A 24,382-nucleotide genomic window follows, 5' to 3' on the forward strand; every position below is an offset into this window, starting at 1 on the left:
GGCGCTGTCTGAATCGATTTGAGATCCATCACTAATGCAAAATTTTACCGCACTGGAACGGCGGGCAGCGATTTCGCTGGCGCTGGTATTTGCGTTCCGAATGCTGGGTTTGTTTATGTTGATCCCGGTATTCGCAATCTACGGCAAAGACCTTATCGGCTTTTCGCCGCTTTGGATCGGCCTCGCCATTGGCGCTTATGGCCTGACTCAAGCCATTTTGCAGATCCCGATGGGCTGGATGTCGGACCGGATTGGCCGTACCCCGGTGATGTTACTCGGCCTGACTTTGTTTGCTGTGGGCTCGGTAGTTGCTGCGCTGGCTGATTCGGTTTATGGCGTCACTATCGGACGAATTTTACAGGGCATGGGCGCTATTTCCGGCGCCGTGCTGGCCTTAGCGGCAGACGTCACGCGGGAAGAACAAAGACCAAAAGTGATGGCAGTGATCGGCGCGACGATCGGCTTGTCTTTTGCGGTGTCGATGATTGCTGGCCCGGCCATTGCCGCGGCTGGTGGACTCAGTGCTATTTTTTGGTTTACCGCCGCGCTGGCGCTGGCTGGCATCGTGATAGTCCTGACCATAGTGCCTAAAACCCAACATCAGGCGATCGACAGTGAAGCGCTGGCCCGCCCCGGTTTTATTGCTGAATTATTCCGCCACCCACAACTGCGTTTACTGAATCTGGGTGTGCTCGTTTTACATTTACTGTTAACGGCAATCTTTGTCGTGCTGCCGTCGCAATTACAGACCAATGGTTTGGCTGCGCCGGAACACTGGCAGGTATATTTGCCGGTTTTTGTCGCGGCTTTTGTATTGATGGTGCCGCTGATGATCTTGTCGATGCGGCGGCAACAAGAAAAAGGTTATTTTTTATTCGCTATCGGCTTGCTGATTGTAAGTTTATTGTTAATGATTAATGGCGGGTTGTGGCCATCAGCGATCGCACTGCTGCTGTTTTTCACTGGTTTTAACTATCTGGAAGCCAGTATGCCTGCGCTGGTGTCGCGGATTGCACCGGCGGGTCAGAAAGGCACAGCGATGGGGATTTACGCCAGTCTGCAGTTTTTCGGTGCCTTTTTAGGCGGTGTGCTCGGTGGCATTATTTCCGGCCAGTTTGGGGCAGCAAGCGTGTTTGCCCTCGCTGGCGGAATTGGTTTAATATGGCTTTTTCTGGCCCGCCGCATGCAAGTCCCGCAGCGAGCCCAACGCTTATCTTATCTGGTTGGTGACGTCGATGACGCCGCAGCCAAAACGCTGGTCAGCCAGCTCAGCAGCCTCAACGGCGTGCTGGAAGCGACAGTGGTCGTCAACGAACAACGCTGTTATTTAAAAGTCAGCTCTACTGGTTTTGACCCTAAACAGGTCGAAGCGCTGCTGAGTCGTCACAGTTAATCAGGAGAATGCGCATGGCGCGTGGAATTAATAAAGTCATTTTGATCGGTAACTTAGGTGCAGATCCTGAAGTTCGTTACATGCCAACCGGCGGTGCAGTGGCCAATATCACCATTGCAACTTCTGAGTCCTGGACTGATAAACAAACCAATGAGAAAAAAGAACAGACCGAATGGCACCGTGTGGTGATCTATCAGCGTCTGGCCGAGATCGCTGGTGAATACCTGCGTAAAGGCAGCAAAGTATATATTGAAGGTCGTCTGCGTACGCGCAAATGGCAGGATCAGCAAGGCGTTGAGCGTTTCACTACTGAAATTATCGCCAACGAACTGCAAATGTTAGATGGCCGCGGCGAAGGCCAAAGCGCCCAGATGGGTGGCGCACCAGGAATGGGCGCAGCGATGGGTGGCGCGGCAATGGGCGGCATGGCTGCTCCGGCACAAGCCTACCAGGCACCACAAAACCGGGCGCCACAAGCTGCTCCGGCGGCGCAGCAGAATTACAACCGTGCACCAGCTGCAGCCCAGCAAGGCTTTAACCAGCCAGCTCCTGCTGCTGCACCAGCCTACAATCAGGCGCCGGCACAACCTGCTTACAATCAGCCACAACAAGGTTTTAACCAGCCACAACAAGGCGGTTTTGGCCAGCAGCGTGGCCCGATGGAACCGCCAATCGATTTTGATGACGACATTCCGTTCTGATCTTTCGTTTCAGCATTGCAGTGTAAGCAAATCCATTGCTTACACTGCGTTGATGCCACTTTTGTTGTCTAATCTGCGCGAAACAAATCACTACTTTATTCAGTATAGGCAGACGCTGTTTTCAGGCGGGTACCAACGGTGTGACCGCATGAACCACCGCGTGACACAGCGCATTAAAAGCGCCAGCCTGTAAGCTACCGCTACCGACCAGCACTCCATCAATATCGTCTTGCCGCAGATATTCGCCGGCATTCTGATTATTCACACTACCGCCATACAGAATGCGGATGCGCTGACAGTCTGCTGCGCTATACCAACGCTTTAGCATCAGGCGGAGTTGCTGATGCATTTGTTGTGCAGATTGCGCCGACAACGGTTTACCTGAACCAATAGCAAACACAGGTTCATAGGCCAGCACCAAAGGCCCTGCTGTCGCTTGACCGTCAAGTACTTCAGCCAGTTGTCGCATCAGTACCTCACATGTTTGGCCCTGTTGGTGCTCGAGCGCGGTTTCGCCGACACACAGCACCGGCGTGATGCCCGCTTGCCACAAAGCGCTCAGCTGCCCCCGGCGTGCACTTGCTGTTTCATCGAACCACTGCCGCCGCTCCGAATGGCCAATCAGCGAATAAGCCACCTGAAATTCACTGAGCATCGCCGCCGACACCTCACCGGTGTAAGCGCCGCCGCGAAACGCAGAAACCAGTTGTGCCCCGGCCTGCACCTGACTTTGCAGCTCAGCGCGTTGTTGTCTGAGCTTTGCCAGATAAGGCAGCGGCACGCATAACACCCGGCATATCTCAGGTAAATCAATCGCGCTGACACTGGTTAACCAGTCCGTTAATGCGGCTTCGCTGCCATGCTGTTTCCAGTTTGCCATGACCAATGGTGTTCTGGTTTTCATAAAATCCTTGTCATACACTCAATTATCGTATAAATACTATATAACGATTTGGCACGATACAAGCACCACCGGAGACGTTTTTTGTTTGAGATCAGCACCCCGCAGGGATTGTCGGTAAAAATCAGCGCGATTGGCGCCACGGTCTGCTCTATCAAGCTCGATGGTCAGGAATTGACGTTGGGTTATGCCGACGAATCCGCTTATCTGCAGGATCCGTTTTATTTAGGTTGTACCGTCGGGCCTTACGCCAATCGCATCCGCAATGCCAGTTTCTGGCTTGAACAACAGCAGGTTAATTTAACTGCCAATGACGGTGAGCATTGTCTGCATGGTGGAAAGACCGGCCTGAACCGCTTGCGCTGGCAATTAGAAACACATGAGACCGATCAGCTTACGCTGAGCTGCAGCGCGGCGCACGGCGACGGCGGCTTTCCCGGCAACCGGCAGTTTCGTTGCCATTTCAAAGTGCATCAGACCGAACTGCAGCTGCGGTTTGAAGCCACGACAGATGCGGCAACCGTGCTGAGCCTGACTAATCATTGTTATTTCAGCCTCGATGCACAAGCACAGAACATTGATACGCACAGTCTGCAGTCGCCGTTGTTACAGGTGCTGGACAAAGATGCGACAGGTATCCCAACCGGGCGTTTATTGAGCTGTGCTGAGCGTTATCCCGGTCTCGCTGCCGGTGAGCAACTGAGCCAGATGTTCCGCCATTCCGGTGCGCTGGATCATTGTTTTGTCGTGCAGAACGCCGGCAACAGCCTGCAGCCGCTGGCGACGCTGACGTCGCCTGATCAACAGTTGAGCCTGACGGTCCTCAGTGATTTGCCCGGTGTGCAAATTTATAGTGGTGACGCCTTAACAACACCTTTTACGCCCAGACAGGGCATCTGTCTGGAAGCACAATATTGGCCCGATGCGCCGAACCAGCCAGAGTTTCCGTCACCGGTCCTACTGGCTGGTGAAAAATATCAGCATCAAATCATTTACCGTTTTGCCCGCCAAAACGGCTTAGATTCGAATGATTAATCAGATAAAAAAGTTGCAGTTGGCGCAACTTTGCAGTATTTATATGATAAATATTCTAATAAGAAGTTTTAGTTAAAAACACAACACTAGACAATGACAGGGGAGTTCGATGATGACCAGAGCGAATACATTCGCATTTAAACACTCGGCAGTCTGCCTTGCCGTAGCCGGCGTGCTCAGCACTTATTCGGTTGCGGCACAAACGACAACGGCAGATGCGGCCAAAGCACAGCAAACTGAAGTTGAAGTAATTGAAGTCCGCGGCATCCGCAGCAGCTTGAAAGCGTCGATGCAGGACAAAAAAGAATCCAGTCTGGTATCAGACGGTATCGCGGCAGAAGACTTAGGTAAGTTTCCGGATCTGAACGTAGCTGAATCGCTGCAACGGATCACCGGCGTGTCGATTGACCGCAGTGGTGGTGAAGGTCAGGCGGTGACTATCCGTGGTTTTGGTCCGCAGTTTAACACTGTGCTGGTCAACAACCGTCAGATCGCGACCGACAGTAACGGCCGTGAATTTAACTTCGACATTCTGGCAGCAGACCAAATCACCGGTGCTGATGTATTCAAGAGTAACAGCGCCCGGCTGCAAGAAGGTGGTATCGGCGGTACGATCAACGTAAAAACCGCTCGCCCTTTTGACTATGACGATTTCCGCATCGCTGGTTCCGTCAAAGGCATGTACGAAAGCCTGTCAGAGAAAACCTCACCGGCCGCTTCTGTGTTACTGACCCGCAACTGGGATGATAAATTCGGTGCTTTGTTAGCGCTGAGCCATCAGAAACGTGATGTGCAGATCAACCAGATTGCCACAGCCGGCTGGCGCTCAGGCCAAACAATCTCCAACAAACGCGACGGTGTTTTGTTCACTAATGCTTATATCCCACGCAACTGGGACCAGATTATTGACCAGCAGGAGCGGACGCGTGATAACGCCAGTCTGGTGCTGCAATATGCCCCGTCAGAAGATGTCACTGTGACCATGGATGGTCTGGTTTCCCGTTTTGAAGTGGATTCAACCGTGACAGATTTGGCTTCCTGGTTTGAACCGGATCGGGTCGGCAGTGCGACTATTGACCCAGCCACCGGTACTTTGCTGACTTTCTCACAAGACGTTGGTCTGCATCAGGGCAGCGGCGATCCGGCAACGGATTTCGTGTCGCATACCCGTAACTCCCGCGACATCAGCACCAATGCTTTTGGCCTGAACGTTGAGTGGAAAATTACCGAACAGCTGACAGCGAATTTTGATGCATCTACATCAAACGCCGAAAACGACCGTGCTGGTCGTGACCGCTTTAACGTGGTTGGGATGATCAACAGCTATGCCTTTGATGGCACCGGTTCAGTGCCAACCGTCAAACATAACGGTTTTGGTGGCAGTACGCTGCCAGCGGCGAGCCTGGCGCGGATGCACTATAACGAAAAAGGTAACCAATTCTCAGATGAAGATGAAGTTACTGAATTAAAAGCAGATTTTGAATACGTTGCCGAGAAAGGCGTATTCCAGAAAGCCAACTTTGGTGTTTACAGCCAAGAGCGCGAAAAATCCAGCTTCCAGATCTATGGCGGTCAGTGCTTCTACTGCGGCTATGCCTTACCTGCTCCGGTCGATACCATTAAATTCCAACCGTTCACCGCGAAGAACTTCTTCCCGGGTCTGATCAATACGTTCTACAGCTATGACGGCGATGCTGTGGTGAAATACCTGGCCGATAGCGGTCATCCAATCACGACGACACTGCAGAATAACCGATATACCATCAATGAAGACGTGACCAGTCTGTATATGGATTTCACGCTGGCTTATGACCTCGGTGATATGCCGCTGACCGTGAACCTCGGTGCCCGTTATGCCGAAACCTCCGTTGACGTGGCCGCGGTGCAGAGCTTTGTTGTGGACATCGTGCCAACTGCTGACGCGACCTTGTTCCAAAACGTGTTAGGCCCTGCGACCAATATCAATCAGGGCACCAAATACGCCAACCTGTTACCAAGCCTGAATATCAAGCTGGAAGTTCAGGACGACATGATTGTCCGTTTTGCGTCTTATGATTCACTGACTCGTCCGACGATGGGCCAGATGTCTCCTGCGACCACCTTCAACGAGCCACGCCGGCAAAACCTGACCGCCAACGGCGGTAACCCGGCACTGAAACCGTTCCGTGCAGAGAACTGGGATCTGGCCTACGAATGGTATTACCAGGATGCCAACATGTTCAGCTTCACTGTGTTCAACAAAGAAGTTGAAGACTTTATTGTGACGCTTACCGGTCAGGAAACGTACAACATGACGGCGCGTAAAGGCCCACTTTACAACTGTGTCAGCGCACCGCTGTGCAGCAGCAGTGTAGTGCCGACAACGGCAGAGCTTAATGGCGCGAGCGAAGTGTATACCGTCAGCCGGCCACAAAACGGTGAGTCTGCCCGCATCACCGGTTATGAAGCTGCACTGACCCATATGTTCGATAACGGCTTTGGTTTCACCGTCAACGCCACTGTGGTCGACAGTAACCTGAACGTCGGTGCCGATACCACGCAGAGTTTTGCGCTGGAAGGCTTAGGCGATTCACAGAACTTTATTATGTTCTACGAACAGGGTGACTATCAGGCCCGTATCGCGTTTAACAACCGTGAAGCCTTCCTGCGTCAACTCGATAACGGCTTTAACGGCGAGCCGATCAACACTGAGCGTTTTGGTCAGTGGGATATCAGCGCCAGCTACGACGTGAACGAGTATCTGACCGTGTTCTTCGAGGGGATTAACATCACCGAAGAAGAGCTGGTCCAGACCGGTCGCTTCAAAAACCAGATTTACTCTGTCGAGGATAACGGCTCCCGCTATGCGGTAGGTGTGCGAGGGGCATTCTAAGTCCCGTTCCTGTGGCTGGGTCTTGTTGACCCAGCCTTTTTTTCGCTGTAAGCCAAGCTGGTAATTCAGTGTTGGCTGACGCGCAGGATCGCGCAATACTGCTGTACTCGCGTTTAAATCGGGTTACCTATGACACAAGCTATCACCAATATTGTGGTGGTGGGGGGCGGCACCGCCGGATGGCTGGCGGCCGCGCTCATTGCCTCTTACCATCAAAAACCAGATGGCCCGGCGTTATCGATCACCTTGATCGAATCGGCCGATATCCCGACTATTGGGGTCGGTGAAGGCACCTGGCCGACGATGAAAAATACCCTGCAGCAAATCGGCTTGTCCGAAAAGGACTTTTTCCGCAGCTGCCATGCCGCATTTAAACAAGGCGGAAAGTTTGTTAACTGGTGCGAAGGCACCGGCGATTTTTATTATCACCCTTTTACTGTGCCGCTGGGTTATGGCCGCCTCGATGTGGCGCCTTATCTGTCGGACATCCGCGATTATGCCCGCCAGTCCAATATGCAGCATGAATTATGCGAAGCTGGCAAAGCGCCACGCCCGGTCAGCGAAGGTGAGTATCAGGGCTCATTGAATTATGCCTATCACCTCGACGCCGGCGCTTTTGCCGATGTACTGAAACAGCATGCCAAAACCAAACTGGGTGTGTTGCACCGCGTTGCCACCGTCGAGCAGGTGCTGTTGACCGATGATGGTCAGATCGCCGCGTTAAAACTGAATGACGCTGCCACGCCGGTCAGCGCCGATTTGTATATCGACTGCACCGGCATGGCGTCACTGCTGCTTGGCAAAACGCTGCAGGTGCCGTTTATGTCGGTTGAACATCAACTGTTTAACAACAGAGCGCTGGCGCTGCAGGTGCCATACGATCAGCCGGATGCTGCGGTCGCCAGTCATACCATTGCCACTGCACAAAACGCCGGCTGGATTTGGGATATCGGCTTGTCGCATCGTCGCGGCACCGGCCATGTCTATGCCAGCCAGTTTTTGAGTGATGACGAAGCGGCTGCTAATTTGCGGCGCTATCTGGGCCCGGCCGCGGCCGAGTTAGAACCCCGGTTGATCAAGTATCAGACCGGCTACCGCGAACGGTTCTGGCAAGGCAATTGTGTCGCCATTGGTTTGTCTGCCGGTTTTGTCGAACCGCTGGAAGCGACGGCCATCATGCTGGTTGAAGTGTCGGCCCGTTATGTCGCCGAAAACCTGCCGGCAGACCAAAGCCTGATGCCTCTGGTGGCCAAACGCTTTAATACCCAGATGCGCTATCGCTGGCAGCGCATCATCGATTTCCTGAAGCTGCATTACATGCTGACCAAACGCACTGAGCCTTATTGGCAAGCGCATCTGGATGTTGAAACCTGGCCTGAGTCGTTACAGGAAGACCTCGCGGTTTGGCGTTATCGTGGTCCGGCGGTCAGTGACTTTCAGGGCCCGCTGGAATTGTTTCCGGCCGCCAGTTACCAATATGTGATGTATGGCATGGGCTTCAAGCCTGATTTTTCCCGTCAGGCCCATCTTTACCGGCAACAGGCGCAGGCGGAGCAAATCCTGCGGCGCAATCAGCAACTGACCCAACAATTGCAGCAAAGCCTGCCATCGAATCGCGAATATCTGCAGCGCTGGCTGGCGCAAGGGAGTATGACATGAGCCGTTTTCTGACGCCGCAGCAACTGGCTGCGCAGCGCCTGGGTTTAGTGCCGGATGCTGGTTTGGTGTACGCCGCACGTGCACATTTATTGCCGCTGACGGTGGCGGATGTCAGCAGTATGGTCTGCGATTTTCCGGTCCTGGTCAGCCGCAACAGTGAGGACGGCACGCTGATGCTGTCTGCGCTTTGCAGCTTTGTGCCGGGGCACAATCTGCTGGCGGACGCACAGGGCTGGCAGGCGGTATACCGGCCTTTGGCGTTGCAGGCTTATCCTTGTTATTGCTTGCTGCAGGATGGCCAGCGCCAGTTTGTGTTTGCGGCTGACCCGCAGGTACTGCAACCGGCCGCGATGCCATTGTTTGCGGACGACGGTGCCGCCGATGCCGCTGCGCAGCGGCTGATGCACAATGCGCAGGAACTGTACGACCAGGAACGACGCACTTATCTCAGCCTGCAGCAATTGCAGGCGCTGAAATTACTCAGACCCATCGAATTGCAGGTACAGCCGGAGCAAGGCGAGTTACAGCGTATCCGCGGCCTGATGACGATCGATGAAGACCAGCTGCATAGTGTCGATGCCACGACCTTAAAAACTCTGCAGCAGACCGGCAGCCTGCAACTGGCGCAAAGTCTGTTGAATTCGTTGTTACAACTGAACCGGCTGATCCAGCGGCACAATCAACGTGCCGCTTTGGGCCAACCCGGTTTCCACCGCATCCAGCAGTTAAAAATTGAAATAGATCGCGATAGCGGATTTTTGTGATACCGCGCCGGATGGGCGGTATTTTTTTGCGTGTTTTTCCCGGAGAGATGTTATGTCAGATAGTGTGTTGCAGACTGCGGTCTTTGTGCTGGTTTCTGCACTGATAGGGGTGTTGACCTACCTGAAATGTCGCGGTAAGTCGGACCGCAGCGGCTCGCAAAATCGCGAGTATTTCCTCGCCGGTGGTGGCCTCAGTTGGGTTTTTGTAGCGGGATCTATTACGCTGACCAACTTAAGTACCGACCAGCTGGTGGGCATGAACGGCAACCAGATGGCGCTGCTGGCGGTGTGGGAATTCTCCGCCATCATCGGTCTGATTATTCTGGCCAAAGTGTTTATTCCGGTTTACTACCGCTATGGCTGTACCACAACCACCGAACTGTTAGAGCGGCGTTATCACAACAAGCATATCCGTGCGGTGATTGGTGGTTTGTTTTTTCTCGGCAATGCACTGATTTATATGCCGGCGGTGATTTATTCCGGCGCTTTGCTGATGCAGACCATGTTTAAAGTCGATATTCCGCTGATTCAAATTGCGGCGGTGTTTGCCCTCGTTGGCGCTGCGTATGCATTCTTCGGCGGGTTGCGCGCTGTTGCGGTATCTGACACCTATAACGGTGTGCTGGTGCTGGGCATGGCATTGCTGATCACTTTCCTGGCGCTCTATGCCATCAATTTTGACTTCAGTGGTATTCCGGCAGAGCGTCTGACGCTCATCGGCGATGAGAATTCGCCGGTGCCATGGCCGACCTTGCTGACCGGGATGATTTTTATTCAGATGTATTATTGGGGCACCAACCAGACCATTACCCAACGGGCGATGGCAGCTCCGACGATGGAAGAAGCGCAAAAAGGCGTCTATGCCGCAGCACTGATCCGCTTTTTGATCGTGCCTGCCATTGTGGTCTTACCGGGCATTGTGTCTTACAAACTCTATGGGGACATCGGCGATACAGCGTATGGCCGTCTGGTCGGTGATCTGTTACCTCCGGTGCTGATCGGTTTATTCGCGGCGGCCATGGCGGCGGCTGTGTTATCGACCTACAACAGCCTGCTGAACTCAGCGACTGCACTTTATGTTTGTGACATTCACGAAGCCTATGTCAGCGACAAACCCGATGTGGTGAAACTGAGCGCCTGGGTGACGTTGCTGCTGAGCGCACTTACACTGATTCTGGTGCCGGTTTATCAGCAGGCCGACAGTATTATCAATCTGCTGCAGCAATTAAACGGTCTGCTCAGCATGCCAATCCTGTCGATCTTTATCGTTGGGTTGTTGTTTAAAGATGTTGATGCACGCGCCGCCATTATTGCGGTGATCTTTGGTGTGTTGTTCTACGGCAGCCTGACCTTTGAATTCTCACCGCTCTATACCACGGTGCATTATATCCACCTGATGGCTGTCACCTTGTTCAGCTGTGTGGCGGTGGCGCTGCTTAGCAACAGATTTATCTTCGGCAAACAGCATCGCTGGGCCGGCAAAACCCTGGAACTGCCTGCGTCTTCGTAGGCGGATGGCTCCGTTAGCCGGCTTAGGCCGGCTTTTTTTATGGTGCCGGCGATAGCCGACATCTGATTCACTATCCACGCGCAGTTCAGTGCCAAAAGCGGACATTTTTTAAATGCCATGTACGGCGGCGCTGACGCTTGCGCGTACCTACTCGCTAATTAAGATCGTAGGTACCGGCAAGCGCAGCCCGCTGGGCGTCACACGCCGTACATTACCCAATATTCGATGACTGCAACTCGCTCAAGCAGTCATCCCAAACTCCACCAAAGCCAGCAGCTGCAGAGTGTGCGGTTAAGAGTGAACGCAAGTGGAATTTCCTGATCACGTTCCTCAACATTGGTGCTGTGGGTTAACTACTTCATTATTTGGTATTTTGTTAACTTGAATTGCACTTTGAGTTACGATGCATTAACTGCTTGTCTGTGATTTTTGTGGTGATACAAACGATAGTGAGTAGATAAAAGACCGCGGCTGGCAATTTATAAACAAGGACAGTTACAGATGATAAAAACGGCTGTTGCAGCAACTGTTGCTGCACTTTTTACTTTTACCGCATCAGCTACCGCACAGTTTACGTATGCGCCAACATCAAGAGATGATGTTGGTTTATATCTGGGCGGCCAAATCTGGCAAAGTGAAGCAAGTGGTAGTTTGGGTGAAGAAAATACGCTTATTGATTTTAATTTAAATAAAGAACACCAAATTAACTACTTTATTGGCGTGAAACACCCTATTTCTTCGCTTCCTCAGGTTCGTATTTCAAATACCCAACTGGAGACCTCAGGTCAAACCACGTTAACGCAAAAGTTTTATTTCAACGATAAGACTTTTTCTATTGCTGATACAGTTGATGCCAGATATCACGTGAGTTATGTCGATTACACCCTCTATTATGCATTGTTTGATAGCGCAAAGTTTTCATTGGAGTTGGGCTTAACCGCCAGAGATTTCAATGGTGATGTCACTGTGTCTGGGACAACAAAAAGTGATCATGATCCTTGTAATGATCCTAACCCCTCTCCTGATGATCCTTGTATAGATCGAGGAAATACTGCAATTTCCAGTGGTACGATAAAAACTGACGACATGAAGCCTATGTTGTTTGTTGCCACCAACATTCGCTTGCCGTTCAATCATTTAAATGTATTTGCCCAAGCTGATGTTTCATTACTCAATGACCACACACTTTCTGACTATCAAGTTGGCTTCAGTTACGGTCTCATCAAAATCACCAGGATGGATCTCAAAGTGAACTTAGGCTATCGCGTCGTGAACATGGAATTCGAAGATTTAAACCGGTTATATACCGATCTTGAGTTTAAAGGTGCATTTGTTGGCATGATTGCCCACTTTTAACAACGGACCCGTGAAAAAAAACCGGCGTGTAGGCGCCGGTTTTGTCGTGTGAGCCAAAGCGTCAGCGGTAAATTGCGACGCCGTAACCGTCCAGTGTAGCGCTGCCGAGCAGCCATTGGGCGTTTGCCGGAGCCGCAACTTTGCTGGGCTTCGCACTGTAATTAAACAGGAAGGTTAAGCCACCGCGACGCGCCAGACGCACATCATGCGGCAACACCACAGTCTCGACACAGGCCTGTTTCAGTAAGTCGGCAAACAAGGCTTTGAGGAAGTCATCGCAGCTGACGGTGGCGACATAGACAGCGCGCTGATGCTGTGCGGCGGCTGGCAGACCGTCGTGATAATGCGCCAGCACCTGGCAGCTTTGCGGTACTTCCAGTTCCTCGCGCCAGCATTGGCTCTGATACTGCTTTTGGCCGATGAATAATGGCTCAGCACAGTCGGGTCTGATGGTTTCGACTGACAGCACTTTGACCGGGACCAGCGCCTGTAATAAGCCAGGCGCTAATTGCGGCACCAGCTGGAATTCCGTGGTTTTACTGCCGGTGCGTGGGCCAAATACCAGCAATGCGCCGCTGTCCTGGCAACGCTTAACAAACTCGGGCCGAACCACCGGCATACAAGGCACCAGCACCAGTTTGTAGCCGGTCAAATCCTGCTCCGGCGACACAAAATCCACATCAACGCCAAGCTGGCGTAATGCTGAATACCAGGCAAATTCGACTTCCTGCTGATTAAAACTATCGCCCTGACGTTCGATTTCACAGACCCACTGATTTTCAGTGGTGCTGACCATCGCGACGGTCGCTTTGACCTGCTGCTCTAGCAGATCCGGGCATAGCGCCATTTCGCGCACCAGCTGCTCGATTTCTGGCCAGGCGGCGGCTTTGGAGTTGTCGATGCGTTTTAAACCGGCATGCATTTGTTCTTGCGCAAAAGGCGCCTGACGCCAGCGGAAATAACTGACTACATCGGCGCCGTGGGCAAAAGATACCCAGGACCACAACCGCACCATGCCAGGTTCTGGCCGCGGATTGTGCTTGGCCCAGTTCACCGGGCCCGGTTGTTGTTCCATGATCCAGAAGTGTTTGCCGGTCAGGCCACGGGTCTGGTCGAAGTAGTAACTAGAAAAGTCCGGGTGGCCGGTACGCATATAAGGTTTAAACATCGCCGCGCCGCGCTTAGCGAAAAACAAGTCGGAGCGCCCCAGCGGGTAGTTGTCGAAACTGGCAAAATCCAACGGCTTCGCCAGCGCATAGTTGTCGGTCTGGGTGTCGACCATCGGGATAAAGTTGTGCGTGACAAAGCGCCCCGGCGCGTGGGCGCGAATGATCCGCACCATCTCGTCATGAAAGTGTACCACCTGATCTGAACTGAAACGGCGGTAGGCCAGCTGATGAGCCGGATTGGTTTCTGTGACGGCCAGAATGGGCAGCTCGATTTCGCCAAAATGGCGGTATTCCATCGACCAGAATACATTGCCCCAGGCGCTGTTCAGCGCGTCGATGTCGCTGTAGTGCTGCTGACACCAGGCACGAAACGCGGTTAATGCTGCCTCGGAACCGCTGTGGGTGGTATCGTGACAGGCCAGTTCGTTGTCGGTTTGCCAGCCAACGACTGCCGGATGCTCACCATAACGTTCGGCCAGCACTGTGGAGATGCGCATCGCTTCGCGGAAATAGTCCGGGCTGGAGAAATCGTAATGACGGCGGGAACCAAAACCACGGCTGTGACCGGTTTTGATGTCGACCGGCAAAATCGACGGATACAAATCTATTAACCATTTCGGCGGCGTGGCGGTTGGCGTACACATCACCACTTTTAAACCCGCATCGGCTAACGTGCTAATCGCACGGTCGAGCCAGTCAAAACGGTATTGACCCGGGCTCGGTTCCAGTCGCGACCAGGCAAACTCAGCGATCCGCACATAACGGATGCCGAGCCCATACATTTCTGCGGCGTCCTGCGCCCACATAGATTCAGGCCAATGCTCAGGGTAATAACAGATTCCTAACATAATATGCTCCTGCCAGAAGGGGCTGCCTTGACCAGAACAGCATGACTGATCTGCGTTGCAGCGGGCGATAAAATTGTTTTGTATGATATATAGTATTTGATGGCGATTCTATAGTTTAATGTAAGCTATCTCTGCTTTCTTTTTTGCCCTGAAGGAAATGTTATGCCGGCTTTACCCTCATTTGTTCGTCTGGACAGCTCCCGTCTGACTTTGATCCTGGATTGCCGCGGCCGTACGCCGGCCTTGTTGTATTTTGGCAGCCAGTTGAGCGCAACAACGACACCGCAGATGCTGGCGCTGCTGCGGACACGGCAAGAAGCGAAAAACTCGGTGATAGATGAGGCGGCTATTGGTCTGACGCCGTTATCCGCTGAAGGCTTTACCGGTGCGCCGGGACTGGAATTATCGGATCACAGCGATGGCTGGGCCTTTGGCCCGTCGCTGGTCTCGGTTGAGCAACTCACCACAGCCGATGCGCAGCAGCAGGTGCGTCTGGTGAGTATCGATGACAAACGCCAGCTGCAGCTGACGCATGTGCTGACACTGGACCCGGACAGCCACGTGCTGAGTCTGCAAACGTCACTGCAAAACCTCGGGACCATGCCAAGAGCGCTGCATTGGTGTGCCGCCGGCACTATCTTGTTGCCAGACCATCTGCAGGAGCTGACCAGCTTTGAAGGCCGCTGGTCGAACGAATTTCAGCGCCAGCGCCAGCCGTTGGCGCTCGGCAGTTTTGTCCGGCAGAACCGCAAAGGCAAAACCTCGCATGACACTTACCCGGCGTTGCTGGTGCATAGCGATACCACCACTGAGCAGGCCGGTGAAGTCTATGGCTTCCATCTGGGCTGGAGTGGCAACCATAGTTTGCGCGCTGAACTGACCTCGGAAGGCCGCAGTTATGTGCAATTTGGCGAGTTGTTATTGCCGGGTGAAGTGACGCTCGCCGCAGGAGATAGTTATCAGAGCCCATGTTTATACCTGAGTTACGCTGCCGCAGGCTTCAGTCAGCTATCGCAGCAATTTCATCAGTTTGTCCGTAGCAGATTGCTCAGTCCGGCGCAGCAGCAAAAAGCGCGGCCTGTGCACTACAACACCTGGGAAGGTATTTATTTTAACCACGACACCGACACCCTGATGCAGCTGGCAAGCAAGGTGGCGCCGCTGGGCGTGGAGCGTTTTGTGCTCGACGATGGCTGGTTTATGGGGCGGCGCGGTGATTTTGCCGGCTTAGGTGACTGGCAGGTGGACCCGGCGGTCTATCCGCAGGGACTGGGTCCGCTGATTGCGCATGTCAACGCGCTCGGCATGGAATTTGGTCTGTGGTTCGAGCCTGAGATGGTGAACCCGGACAGTGCGCTGTTCCGCGACCATCCGGATTGGGTGCTGGGTACTGCCAACAACCCGCAGATGCGCTTTCGTAATCAGTTAGTGCTGGATGTCAGCCGGCCGGAGGTCAGTGCCTATTTGTATGAACAAATCCATCGCTTGTTGGTGCAGCACCCGCAAATCCGGTACATCAAATGGGATATGAACCGCGATTTGAATCACCCGGGCGGGGCAGATGGCAAACCTGCAGTTCACCGGCAAATTCAGGCGGTCTATCAGCTGATTTCCCGGCTCAAAGCAGCCCATCCGGGCCTTGAAATTGAAAGTTGCTGCTCCGGTGGCGGCCGCGCAGATTATGGCATTCTGGCGCATACCGATCGGATTTGGACGTCGGATTCCAACGATGCGCTGGATCGGCTGAATATTCAGCGCGGCTGTTCGTTTTTCCTGCCGAACGATGTGATGGGCGCCCATGTCGGGCCGCGTGATTGCCATATTACTGGCCGTCGGGTCAGCATCGAGATGCGCTGTGCTGTGGCACTGTTTGGCCATTTCGGCATTGAAATGGACCCGCGGGAGCTGACCGATGCCGAAGCGCAAATCCTCAGTCAGGCTATTGCGTTTTACAAAGCTGAACGCAGTTTTATGCGCAGCGCGTTATTGCAGCGGCTGGATTCCGATGGTGACAGCATCAACTTCGGGCTGGTAGCGCCGGACCAGACCCGCGCGATTTTTACTTATAACCTGGTGAAAGAAACCGGCCGCACCATGCCGCCGCGCTTGCGTTTTGCCGGCCTGGATCCACAGGCGCAGTATCGACTGACACTGGTGTGGCCGTCGCAGCTCAAAGAGTATTCACCGTCCGTGCTGCAAGTGGTGCCCGGTGAAACCTTTGGTGGTGATGCACTGATGCGCTTCGGCATGCAGATGCCAATTCTGCATCCGCAGTCATCACTGATTTTTCTGCTGGAACAACAAGGCTAAAAGCAAAAAGCCCGCTGCGGCGGGCTTTGCTGTTCTGTGCGGCTAACAGTCGTCGGACTGTCGTCGTGGCTTATTCGAGTTTTGATTCGATCAGCTGAATGGCTTCTTCCAGCAGAACTTCCACTGTATGACGGGCCTGCTTCGGATCCCGCGCCTGAATCGCGCGCAGAATATCGCCGTGTTTTTGCACGTCGGCACCCGGTACCCCTTTGATTCTGTTGGTGTAGCGAATACTGACGCGTAGCGCCGTGCTGATAAATTCAGTTAACTGCAGCAGGAATCTGTTGTTGCTGGCGGCAAGCACTGCACTGTGAAAGGCAATATCGGCGTCCAGCGGATCGTCCAGTCCTTCGTCAGCGTCGGCCATCCGCTTCAGTGCTTTTTCGATGTCATGGATTTGGCTGTCGGATGCTGAAGTCGCGGCCAGCGCTGCGGCTTGCGGTTCCAGCACAACCCGAACCTGAGTGAATTCCAGCAGCAGCGATAAAGACGGTTTGCTGCTTAAGATCCAGCGCAGTACATCGGTATCAAACATATTCCAGTTGCTTTCCGGTAGTACGCGGATGCCCTGTTTCGGTCGGGATGTCAGTAAGCCTTTGGCCGATAGCATTTTGACGGCTTCGCGCGTAGCGCTGCGGCTGACATTGTGCCGGATGCAGAGTTCTGCTTCGGAAGGCATACCGCTACCCACCGGATAAACACCCTGAACGATGGCAAGGCCAAGGTCGTGCGTCAGCTGATGGGTCAGATTCTGAATCGGTTCGTTTTTCATCGGTATGGTCCGTCCGGCTATGTGGGATATATCATATTAAAATACACCAGACTGTGATATAACTTTTTACATAGTTTCTGGTGGCAGCTGCAATTCTGGCTTCAGAGTATTCTGGCCTGTGCAGATTGCGAATTCTCTATTAGCTGAATTTCAGAATGAAAACAAAAGCATGACAGCTCTGTACTCTTGTTTACGCGATAAAGCCGTGTTTATTACCGGGGGCGCCACCGGCATTGGTGCGACTATGGTCCGCACTTTTGTGCAGCAGGGCTGCCACGTCGCGTTTATTGACTTAAATGCCGCTGCAGGTGCCGCGTTAATGGCAGAGTTACCGGCCGGACAAGTCTGGTTCGCCGCCGTAGACGTCACCGATGTGCAAGCGTTGCAGCAAGCGATCGAGGCGGCGGCCGCGCGTTGGGGCCGGTTGGATGTATTGATTAACAATGTTGCCAATGACCAGCGGATGCCAACAGCGCAGGTGACACCCGCCAATTGGCGGCAATGTCATGCGGTGAACCTGGATGCGGCATTTTTTGCCACGCAGGTCGCATTGCCGTTTTTGCAGCAGCAATCTTCGGCTTCTGTGATTAATTTCAGTTCCGTCGTCGCAGTCACTGGCAAAGTGGATATGGCTGGTTATGTCACGGCCAAAGCCGGCCTGATCGGCCTGACCAAGGCGTTAGCGCGTGAAGCCGGCGCCCATGGCGTCAGGGTGAATGCGGTATTGCCCGGTTGGGTCCGGACTGAGCGGCAACTCAACAGTTGGTTCACGCCGGAACAGCAACAACGCTGGCTCGAAGACAGCGCGCTGAAACGTTTTATTCAGCCGGAAGATGTCGCCAATCTGGCGCTGTTTCTGGCGTCTGAACAAAGTGTGATGATCACCGGACAAGCGATCCAAATCGACGGCGGGATTAGTCTCAGTGACTGAACCAGCTTTCATTGCCATCGACTGGGGCGCCAGCCAGTTAAAAGCTTTTTTATGTCAGCCTGACGGTGTGCAGCCGAAGGTGCTGGCCAGTGCCAGCGGCCCCGGTGTCGCAGCCGCGCGTGGTCAGTTCCGTGTGACACTGTTAGAGGCTGTCGGTGACTGGTTGCGGCAGGACCCGGCGCTGGTGGTTTATATGGCCGGCCATATCACGTCTTCATTAGGTTGGTATCAGACCCGATATCTCAACACGCCCTGTTTGCCACAGGCGTTATTACCTGAATTAGTGCAGGGACAGTGCCCCGACATGGCGTTGTGGCTGTCGACCGGTCTGCGTTGTGCCCTGCCGGAAGGTGGTCATGATGTGATGCGTGGTGAAGAAGTGCAGTTGCTTGGTTTGTTGCAGTTGGCCCCAGAACTGCGTTTCGGCCGCCGGCTGGTTTGTCTGCCCGGTACCCATACCAAATGGGTCTGGCTGGAAGATGGACAAATCCGGCATTTTCGCACCAGCATGACCGGCGAACTCTATGCATTGTTGACTCAACACAGTGTGTTGTTGCAACAGGCTGAAAATTCGGGTGACTTCTGCACAGAAAGCTTTATCCGTGGCTGCCAACAAATGCGTGGCACTGCCGGCTTGCATTGGTTGCATCAATTATTCACCGTCAGAACCGAACAGCTGTTTAGCGGTTTAACACCCCAGCAAGCCAGCGCCTATCTGTCAGGCATTCTGGTGGGGGCTGACGTACAGGGCTGGCAGGTTAATGAACCTTGTGCCAGCGAAGACTGTGATGTGGTGTTGGCGGGCAATTCGCAACTGAATTTTTGTTACCGTGAAGCGCTGCAACTGGCCGGTTTCAAAGTCCGAACTTTTGATATTACCGATGCAACACTGGCCGGTTTTGGCTGGTTGGCACGGGAGCAGCGTTGTGCTGGGATAGTTGCCGCTCAGGTTGTGTCCGATGGCGTTTGTCAGTTGGGTTAACGGCGTGCTGCACTGACGAAAAAGCCGGCATCGAGCCGGCTTTTTCGTCGATGGGTTCAGGCAACTTTACCACTTTGTTGCCGCCTTTCGATAAAGGCTTGTAGACGCAGTTGTTGTGCGTTATCGAGGCGCAAACCCAGTTTAGTGCGCCGCCACAGAATGTCGGCGGCATTGTGCGCCCATTCGTGGTTCAGCAAATAAGTGACTTCAGCCTGATACAGGCCATGACCAAAGTCTTCGCCTAAATCGGTCTGATTGCTGCAACCACCCAACAGCTGAGAAGTCAGGGTGCCGTAACTCCGTACATAGCGTTGCAGGACGGCGGTCGGGACAAAATCATAGCTTTGCGACAATTCCCGTAATAACGCGACCTGACTGGCAAAATCACCACCCGGTAACGGCAGCTCTGCAGTCCGGCAAGCACCAATATGCGGGAAAAACGCTGCCAGTCGGTCAACAGCAGCCTGCGCCAGTTTGCGGTAAGTGGTAATTTTTCCACCAAAGATCGACAGCAGTGGCGCAGCGCTCATCGGTGCATCAAGCTCTAGTTTGTAGTCGCGCGTCACTGCCTGCGCACTGTCGGCCTCGTCGTCCAGCAGAGGCCGCACGCCGGCGTAGCTATGGCGGATATCCTGCCGGCTGATCTTGCGGCGGAAATAGCTATTACTGATCTGCAGCAGGTAGTCGGTTTCGGCATCGCTAATGGCGACTTTGGCCGGGTCGCCCTGATAGTCGACATCGGTTGTTCCAATCAAGCTGAAGTCGTCTTCATAGGGGATCACAAACACAATCCGCTGATCTTCATTTTGCAGAATGTAGGCCTGTGGGTCATCGTGTAGCTTCGGCACCACAATATGGCTGCCTTTGACCAGCCGAATTTTTTGCGGCGTCGGCCCCGGCAGAGTTTGTTCAAATAAGCTGGCAACCCAAGGACCTGCGGCATTGACGACGGTGCGGGCCTGAATATGCCGGATTTGTCCGCTGTGCTGTTCAGCTAACTCAGCCTGCCAAAAAGCCCCCTCGCGCTGCACTAACTGACAACGGGTCCTGGTCAACACAGTAGCACCATGATATTGGGCCGCCATCGCATTCAGCACCACCAGACGGGAGTCGTCGACCCAGGCATCTGAGTATTCAAAACCGCGCCGGATAGTGGTGACCAGGGGATCGGTATTGCCAAAGCGAATCCCGCGTGAGGATGGCAGGGTGACGCGCCGGGCCAGATGGTCATATAAAAACAGCCCGAGACGGATCAGCAGTGCCGGGCGCAGGTGTGGCTGGTGTGGCAGCCGAAAGCGCAGAGGCCAGATAATATGCGGCGCGACTTTTAACAGCACTTCGCGTTCCGCCAGTGCCTCGCGGACCAACCGGAACTCGTAATGTTCCAGATAGCGCAAGCCGCCATGGATCAGTTTACTGCTGTTGGACGACGTCGCTGCGGCCAGATCCTGCTGTTCACACAACAGAACTTTCAGGCCCCGGCTGGCAGCGTCTGCGGCAATACCACAGCCGTTGATGCCACCACCGATGACCAGCAGGTCATAAAGTTCTGCGCTGGAATTGTTGTTCATCATCACTTTTCTTATTTATAAGATAAATACCATAATAAACAGTCAATACGCGGCAAGCAAGGCGTCAGATTGGTTTAACTGCTCGGATTAGTTGGAACAAACGGTCAGGTGCGGCCTAAAGCCGCACTTTTGCCACCGCATGTTGCCATTGGTGATACAGGTGATTGCGTTGTTCGGCGCAGATCGATGGTTGAAAACGTCGTTCACAGTGCCACATGCTGGCCAGTTGTTCGGTCGACTGATAGATCCCTGCCTGTAAACCGGCCAGATAGGCGACACCTAGGGCTGTGGTTTCGGTGATTTGTGGTCGTTCCACCACGGCGCCCAAAATATCGGCGAGGAAGCTCAATACCCAATTGTTTTTTACCATGCCGCCGTCGACCCGCAGCACATTGGGGCGGATACCGTCACGTTCCATCGCTTTTTGCAGATCTTTGGTTTGATAACCGACCGATTGCAGCGCGGCCGCGACAATGGAGCTGATGCCGGAATCCCGCGTCAGGCCCAAAATGGCGCCCCGGGCATTCGGGTCCCAGTAGGGCGCGCCGAGTCCGGTAAAAGATGGCACCAGAAACACGCCGTGGTCGAGTGGCACGTCTTTGACCATGGCTTCACTTTCGCCGGCGTGGCGCAGCAGTTTCAGTCCTTCGACAATCCACTGCATGGTGGCTCCGGCCATAAAGATACTGCCTTCGATGGCATAAGTGGCTTTGCCGTTGAGCTGATAGGCAATAGTCGTCAGCAGCCGGTTTTCCGATCTGAGTGCTTTGTCACCGGTGTTCAGCATCAGAAAACAGCCGGTGCCATAAGTGCTTTTTGCCATGCCGGTGTCAAAGCAGGCGTGACCAAACAGAGCGGCCTGCTGGTCGCCGGCAATGCCATAGACCGGGATCTGTTTGCCAAAAATCTCCGGCGCAGTCCGGCCGAAGTCGGCTGACGAATCCATCACTTCCGGTAACATGGCTGCCGGGATGTCAAACAGACTGAGCAGTTCTTCGTCCCAGCAATGCTGGTGAATGTTATACAACATAGTGCGTGATGCATTGGTCGCATCGGTGCGATGCACTGCGCCGCCAGTCAGGCGCCACAGCAGGAAACTGTCAACGGTGCCAAATAACAAATCGCCGGCTGCGGCCTTAGCGGCGGCTCCGGGTACCTGGTCCAAAATCCAGCGGATCTTGGTTGCAGAGAAATAAGGGTCCAGCAACAAGCCGGTTTTCGCAGCAATTAGTTCGTTGACGGTCTCGCTTTGTAACGCTTCGCAATAGGCGGTAGTGCGGCGGTCTTGCCAAACAATGGCCCGATAAACCGGTTCGCCAGTATGCCGGTCCCACACCAAAGTGGTTTCACGTTGATTGGTAATACCGATGGCGATGACTTGCTCCGGATCAATTTGCTGATTTGCCATCACCTGCCGGCTGCAATCCAAGACCGTCTGCCAGATGTCCTGCGGATCATGTTCAACCCAGCCATTGTGCGGATAGTGCTGAGTAAAACTTTGCTGTTCTGTGGCGACAGGCTGACCTTCCAGATTAAACAGGATGGCTCTGCTGCTGGTCGTTCCCTGATCAATAGATAGAATATAGTTCTGCATTTTGCTTAATCATATTTATAATATAATAAAGCCTAGCTTGCCGTCTGAATGCCGTGTTGGCAACTGTTTTTTGCAGGAAACGCCTGCATTGTTTTCGTGCGCAGAGCCAGATTCTGGTGCAATGGTCGCTATGTTCAGCGCTATTTTCTTGTTATTCTCCGTGGCTGAAACGTTTCAGGGATGTTGAGATGAATTCAGTCTCCGCGATATTGCTGCAGAGTGTTCCGGTACAAAATGTACTGGGTGAAAATGCATTGTGGCATCCGCTGTTGCAGCGTTTTTACTGGGTCGATATTGAAGCAGGCCGTATGCACTGGTTAAGTGCAGATCTGTGTCAGGTGCACCAGCTTGCATTGCCGGAGCGGATTGGCAGCTTTGGCGTGCTGAATGTCGCGGCGGATGCGCCGTTTCAATTTGTGCTGGCTCTGGCAAGTGGTTTTGCGCTGTATCACCCGCATACCGGCGCTTTACGCTGGTTAGCCCGTCCAGAACGTCATATCCGTGGTAACCGTTTTAATGATGGCCGTACCGACCGTCAGGGCCGATTTTGGGCCGGATCCATGGTCGAAATCCAGTTTCAGACGTCACAATGTGGGGCTTTGTATCAACTGAACCGTCAGGGGCAGGCCGTACGGCATTTGCGCCAGCTGCAAATTTCCAATGGCCTGTGCTGGAGCCTCGATGGCCGGCGTATGTATCACGCCGATTCACCCCGTCATCAGATTTGGCAATATGAATTTTGCACCGCACAGGCAACGCTGAGCCAGCCACGCTTATTTGCCAATTTTGCCGAGAATGCCTCACCGGATGGTGCGACTGTGGATGCAGAAGATCATGTCTGGACTGCGCTATGGGGCACCAGCACTGTGGTTCGGCTGAACCCGCAGGGACAGGTCGATCTGACATTGACCTTGCCGGTGTCGCAGCCGTCTAGTGTGGCGATTGGCGGGGAGCACGGCGATTTGTTGTTTATCACCACGTCCCGGCTGGGTCTCAATGCCCGGCAGCTGGCAGAGCAACCTGCTGCCGGAGATTTGTTTATCTATCAGTTATCGCGGCCGCTGGCTGTGCCGGAATCGGTCTGTCACTTAGAACCAGATTGGTTAGCAGAGCCGGTTTGCCAGGACATGCCGGTGTTATAACGCGGCGGAAATCCCGGCCAGCCTTTGTCTTCATCCGAACGACTATTCTTGGTTGGCAGCAGCTGGCAAGCGTCAGCCTTTTGCTTCAGCTGACAATCCAGCATCGCTAAGACCATGTGCTGATTCACCCGGTTGATCTGGCGGATATCCCAGGCCGGTTCGGCATAATGACCATAATCGCTCTCGATGTCCCGCGCTGCAGCGGGGGCTGGATGAGTGGCAATATTGTGACGGGCACCATGGTAAGTCAGCAGGTAACGCGCCGCACTACCACTGTGTTGAAACAACTGCACAATCCCCTGATAACCGGAAATATCATCCTGATCACCGGCAACATATAACAGCGGCGTTTGGATTTTCGCCAACGATTTTGGGTCAAACAGCTGATACTGACCGCCCCAAGGCGCAAATAAAATGCCGGTTTGCCAGCGCGGATCTGCTTTCGCCTGGCCGGCGTTGCAGCTATTGAGCTGAGTGCGTAGTGCAGCGATTTGCGCAGGTTGCGCTGCACCGGTCAGCTGTTGCACCATCGCATCAGGAAACTGATAGCAGGCACCCAGCGTACTGAGCGCGCCAAAACCACCCATTGAATAGCCAACCAGACCCGCTTTGTTCGGGTTGGTTTGCGCAAATAGCGGACTTTTCGCCGACGTCAGGTAATTCAGCGTGGCCTGCTGGTCGCGTGCCCGATGGTATAAAGTACTGAAAAATCCGGCAAAAGGTGCTTTGGCAAAATCAATTTCAGCATTGGTGGAATCGGTGTGATCGATAGCGGCGACGATATAACCGTGGCTGGCTAAATGTTCCGCCAGATAAAACATCAGGCTGCGATAGCCAGTGTAACCATGCGAAATGACCACCACCGGCAGCTG

At 53.6% G+C, this 24,382-nt stretch carries 18 protein-coding genes; 12 read left to right on the forward strand and 6 right to left on the reverse strand.

The genetic code is table 11. The features are described 5' to 3' along the window. The first annotated feature begins 34 nt into the window (after positions 1–34). Both ACFFJP_RS15485 and ssb read left to right on the forward strand, forming a co-directional pair. A complete protein-coding gene (locus ACFFJP_RS15485; protein ID WP_377246052.1) occupies positions 35–1,393 on the forward strand; it encodes an MFS transporter in 1,359 nt (452 codons plus the stop codon). A gap of 14 nt (positions 1,394–1,407) precedes the next feature. Continuing rightward, positions 1,408–2,094, forward strand: coding sequence for a single-stranded DNA-binding protein (gene ssb, locus ACFFJP_RS15490; protein ID WP_377246055.1), 687 nt, complete (start codon positions 1,408–1,410; stop codon positions 2,092–2,094). A 121-nt stretch (positions 2,095–2,215) separates the two neighbouring features. On the opposite strand, the gene tpiA is transcribed toward ssb, so the two are convergent. Continuing rightward, positions 2,216–2,998, reverse strand: coding sequence for a triose-phosphate isomerase (gene tpiA, locus ACFFJP_RS15495; protein WP_377246058.1), 783 nt, complete (start codon positions 2,996–2,998; stop codon positions 2,216–2,218). An 81-nt stretch (positions 2,999–3,079) separates the two neighbouring features. Here tpiA and ACFFJP_RS15500 point away from each other — a divergent pair, with 81 nt between their 5' ends. The 6 genes from ACFFJP_RS15500 (at position 3,080) to ACFFJP_RS15525 (ending at position 12,191) form a co-directional block, all read left to right on the forward strand. Further along, the gene (locus ACFFJP_RS15500) at positions 3,080–4,030 is read left to right on the forward strand and encodes an aldose epimerase family protein (protein ID WP_377246061.1); all 951 of its coding nucleotides are present in this window, start codon (positions 3,080–3,082) and stop codon (positions 4,028–4,030) included. 109 nt (positions 4,031–4,139) lie between these two features. Then, positions 4,140–6,902, forward strand: coding sequence for a TonB-dependent receptor (locus ACFFJP_RS15505; protein WP_377246064.1), 2,763 nt, complete (start codon positions 4,140–4,142; stop codon positions 6,900–6,902). A gap of 129 nt (positions 6,903–7,031) precedes the next feature. Further along, entirely contained in the window at positions 7,032–8,561 is a 1,530-nt protein-coding gene (locus ACFFJP_RS15510) for a tryptophan halogenase family protein (RefSeq protein WP_377246067.1), read from the forward strand. Then, positions 8,558–9,325 (forward strand): SapC family protein, encoded by a 768-nt coding sequence (locus ACFFJP_RS15515; RefSeq protein WP_377246070.1) that lies wholly within the window; start codon positions 8,558–8,560, stop codon positions 9,323–9,325. Before ACFFJP_RS15510 ends, ACFFJP_RS15515 begins: the two co-directional genes overlap by 4 nt. A 52-nt stretch (positions 9,326–9,377) precedes the next feature. Continuing rightward, entirely contained in the window at positions 9,378–10,835 is a 1,458-nt protein-coding gene (locus ACFFJP_RS15520; protein WP_377246073.1) for an SLC5 family protein, read from the forward strand. Between the two features lie 501 nt (positions 10,836–11,336). After that, positions 11,337–12,191, forward strand: a complete 855-nt coding sequence (locus tag ACFFJP_RS15525; RefSeq protein WP_377246076.1) for a porin family protein — start codon at positions 11,337–11,339, stop codon at positions 12,189–12,191. Between the two features lie 61 nt (positions 12,192–12,252). Here ACFFJP_RS15525 and ACFFJP_RS15530 read toward each other — a convergent pair whose 3' ends face one another. Further along, a complete protein-coding gene (locus tag ACFFJP_RS15530; protein WP_377246079.1) occupies positions 12,253–14,208 on the reverse strand; it encodes a beta-galactosidase in 1,956 nt (651 codons plus the stop codon). 162 nt (positions 14,209–14,370) lie between these two features. Here ACFFJP_RS15530 and ACFFJP_RS15535 point away from each other — a divergent pair, with 162 nt between their 5' ends. Next, positions 14,371–16,518 carry an alpha-galactosidase gene (locus tag ACFFJP_RS15535; protein ID WP_377246082.1) on the forward strand — a complete coding sequence of 716 codons (2,148 nt, stop codon included), beginning with the start codon at positions 14,371–14,373 and terminating at the stop codon, positions 16,516–16,518. Between the two features lie 70 nt (positions 16,519–16,588). Here the strand turns inward: ACFFJP_RS15535 and ACFFJP_RS15540 are convergent, their stop codons facing one another. After that, on the reverse strand, positions 16,589–17,290 hold the full coding sequence (locus ACFFJP_RS15540; RefSeq protein ID WP_377246085.1) for a FadR/GntR family transcriptional regulator: 702 nt from the start codon (positions 17,288–17,290) through the stop codon (positions 16,589–16,591). 169 nt (positions 17,291–17,459) lie between these two features. On the opposite strand from ACFFJP_RS15540, the gene ACFFJP_RS15545 reads away from it, so the two are divergent. Then, positions 17,460–18,221 carry an SDR family NAD(P)-dependent oxidoreductase gene (locus tag ACFFJP_RS15545; RefSeq protein ID WP_377246088.1) on the forward strand — a complete coding sequence of 254 codons (762 nt, stop codon included), beginning with the start codon at positions 17,460–17,462 and terminating at the stop codon, positions 18,219–18,221. After that, positions 18,214–19,203, forward strand: a complete 990-nt coding sequence (locus tag ACFFJP_RS15550) for a 2-dehydro-3-deoxygalactonokinase (RefSeq protein ID WP_377246091.1) — start codon at positions 18,214–18,216, stop codon at positions 19,201–19,203. Before ACFFJP_RS15545 ends, ACFFJP_RS15550 begins: the two co-directional genes overlap by 8 nt. A 56-nt stretch (positions 19,204–19,259) precedes the next feature. On the opposite strand, the gene glpD is transcribed toward ACFFJP_RS15550, so the two are convergent. Beyond that, positions 19,260–20,777, reverse strand: coding sequence for a glycerol-3-phosphate dehydrogenase (gene glpD / locus ACFFJP_RS15555; protein WP_377246094.1), 1,518 nt, complete (start codon positions 20,775–20,777; stop codon positions 19,260–19,262). 112 nt (positions 20,778–20,889) lie between these two features. Beyond that, on the reverse strand, positions 20,890–22,368 hold the full coding sequence (gene glpK / locus ACFFJP_RS15560) for a glycerol kinase GlpK (protein ID WP_377246097.1): 1,479 nt from the start codon (positions 22,366–22,368) through the stop codon (positions 20,890–20,892). A 188-nt stretch (positions 22,369–22,556) separates the two neighbouring features. On the opposite strand from glpK, the gene ACFFJP_RS15565 reads away from it, so the two are divergent. Next, positions 22,557–23,510: an SMP-30/gluconolactonase/LRE family protein gene (locus ACFFJP_RS15565; RefSeq protein ID WP_377246100.1), complete on the forward strand. Its 954-nt coding sequence runs from the start codon at positions 22,557–22,559 to the stop codon at positions 23,508–23,510. Here the strand turns inward: ACFFJP_RS15565 and ACFFJP_RS15570 are convergent. Then, a partial coding sequence (locus ACFFJP_RS15570) for an alpha/beta hydrolase family protein (RefSeq protein WP_377246103.1) occupies positions 23,453–24,382 on the reverse strand: 930 nt, incomplete at its 5' end. The genes ACFFJP_RS15565 and ACFFJP_RS15570 overlap by 58 nt on opposite strands.

The organism is Rheinheimera tilapiae, assembly GCF_042432165.1.
GTDB lineage: Bacteria > Pseudomonadota > Gammaproteobacteria > Enterobacterales > Alteromonadaceae > Pararheinheimera > Pararheinheimera tilapiae.

Bases quoted from the DNA above. Each gene is read 5' to 3' on its own strand.
- ssb (WP_377246055.1), top strand. From the start codon at position 1,408: ATGGCGCGTGGAATTAATAAAGTCATTTTGATCGGTAACTTAGGTGCA.
- ACFFJP_RS15530 (WP_377246079.1), bottom strand. From the start codon at position 14,208: ATGTTAGGAATCTGTTATTACCCTGAGCATTGGCCTGAATCTATGTGG.
- glpK (WP_377246097.1), bottom strand. From the start codon at position 22,368: ATGCAGAACTATATTCTATCTATTGATCAGGGAACGACCAGCAGCAGA.
- ACFFJP_RS15545 (WP_377246088.1), top strand. From the start codon at position 17,460: ATGACAGCTCTGTACTCTTGTTTACGCGATAAAGCCGTGTTTATTACC.
- ACFFJP_RS15485 (WP_377246052.1), top strand. From the start codon at position 35: ATGCAAAATTTTACCGCACTGGAACGGCGGGCAGCGATTTCGCTGGCG.
- ACFFJP_RS15540 (WP_377246085.1), bottom strand. From the start codon at position 17,290: ATGAAAAACGAACCGATTCAGAATCTGACCCATCAGCTGACGCACGAC.
- ACFFJP_RS15515 (WP_377246070.1), top strand. From the start codon at position 8,558: ATGAGCCGTTTTCTGACGCCGCAGCAACTGGCTGCGCAGCGCCTGGGT.
- ACFFJP_RS15525 (WP_377246076.1), top strand. From the start codon at position 11,337: ATGATAAAAACGGCTGTTGCAGCAACTGTTGCTGCACTTTTTACTTTT.
- ACFFJP_RS15520 (WP_377246073.1), top strand. From the start codon at position 9,378: ATGTCAGATAGTGTGTTGCAGACTGCGGTCTTTGTGCTGGTTTCTGCA.
- ACFFJP_RS15565 (WP_377246100.1), top strand. From the start codon at position 22,557: ATGAATTCAGTCTCCGCGATATTGCTGCAGAGTGTTCCGGTACAAAAT.
- glpD (WP_377246094.1), bottom strand. From the start codon at position 20,777: ATGATGAACAACAATTCCAGCGCAGAACTTTATGACCTGCTGGTCATC.
- tpiA (WP_377246058.1), bottom strand. From the start codon at position 2,998: ATGAAAACCAGAACACCATTGGTCATGGCAAACTGGAAACAGCATGGC.
- ACFFJP_RS15505 (WP_377246064.1), top strand. From the start codon at position 4,140: ATGATGACCAGAGCGAATACATTCGCATTTAAACACTCGGCAGTCTGC.
- ACFFJP_RS15535 (WP_377246082.1), top strand. From the start codon at position 14,371: ATGCCGGCTTTACCCTCATTTGTTCGTCTGGACAGCTCCCGTCTGACT.
- ACFFJP_RS15510 (WP_377246067.1), top strand. From the start codon at position 7,032: ATGACACAAGCTATCACCAATATTGTGGTGGTGGGGGGCGGCACCGCC.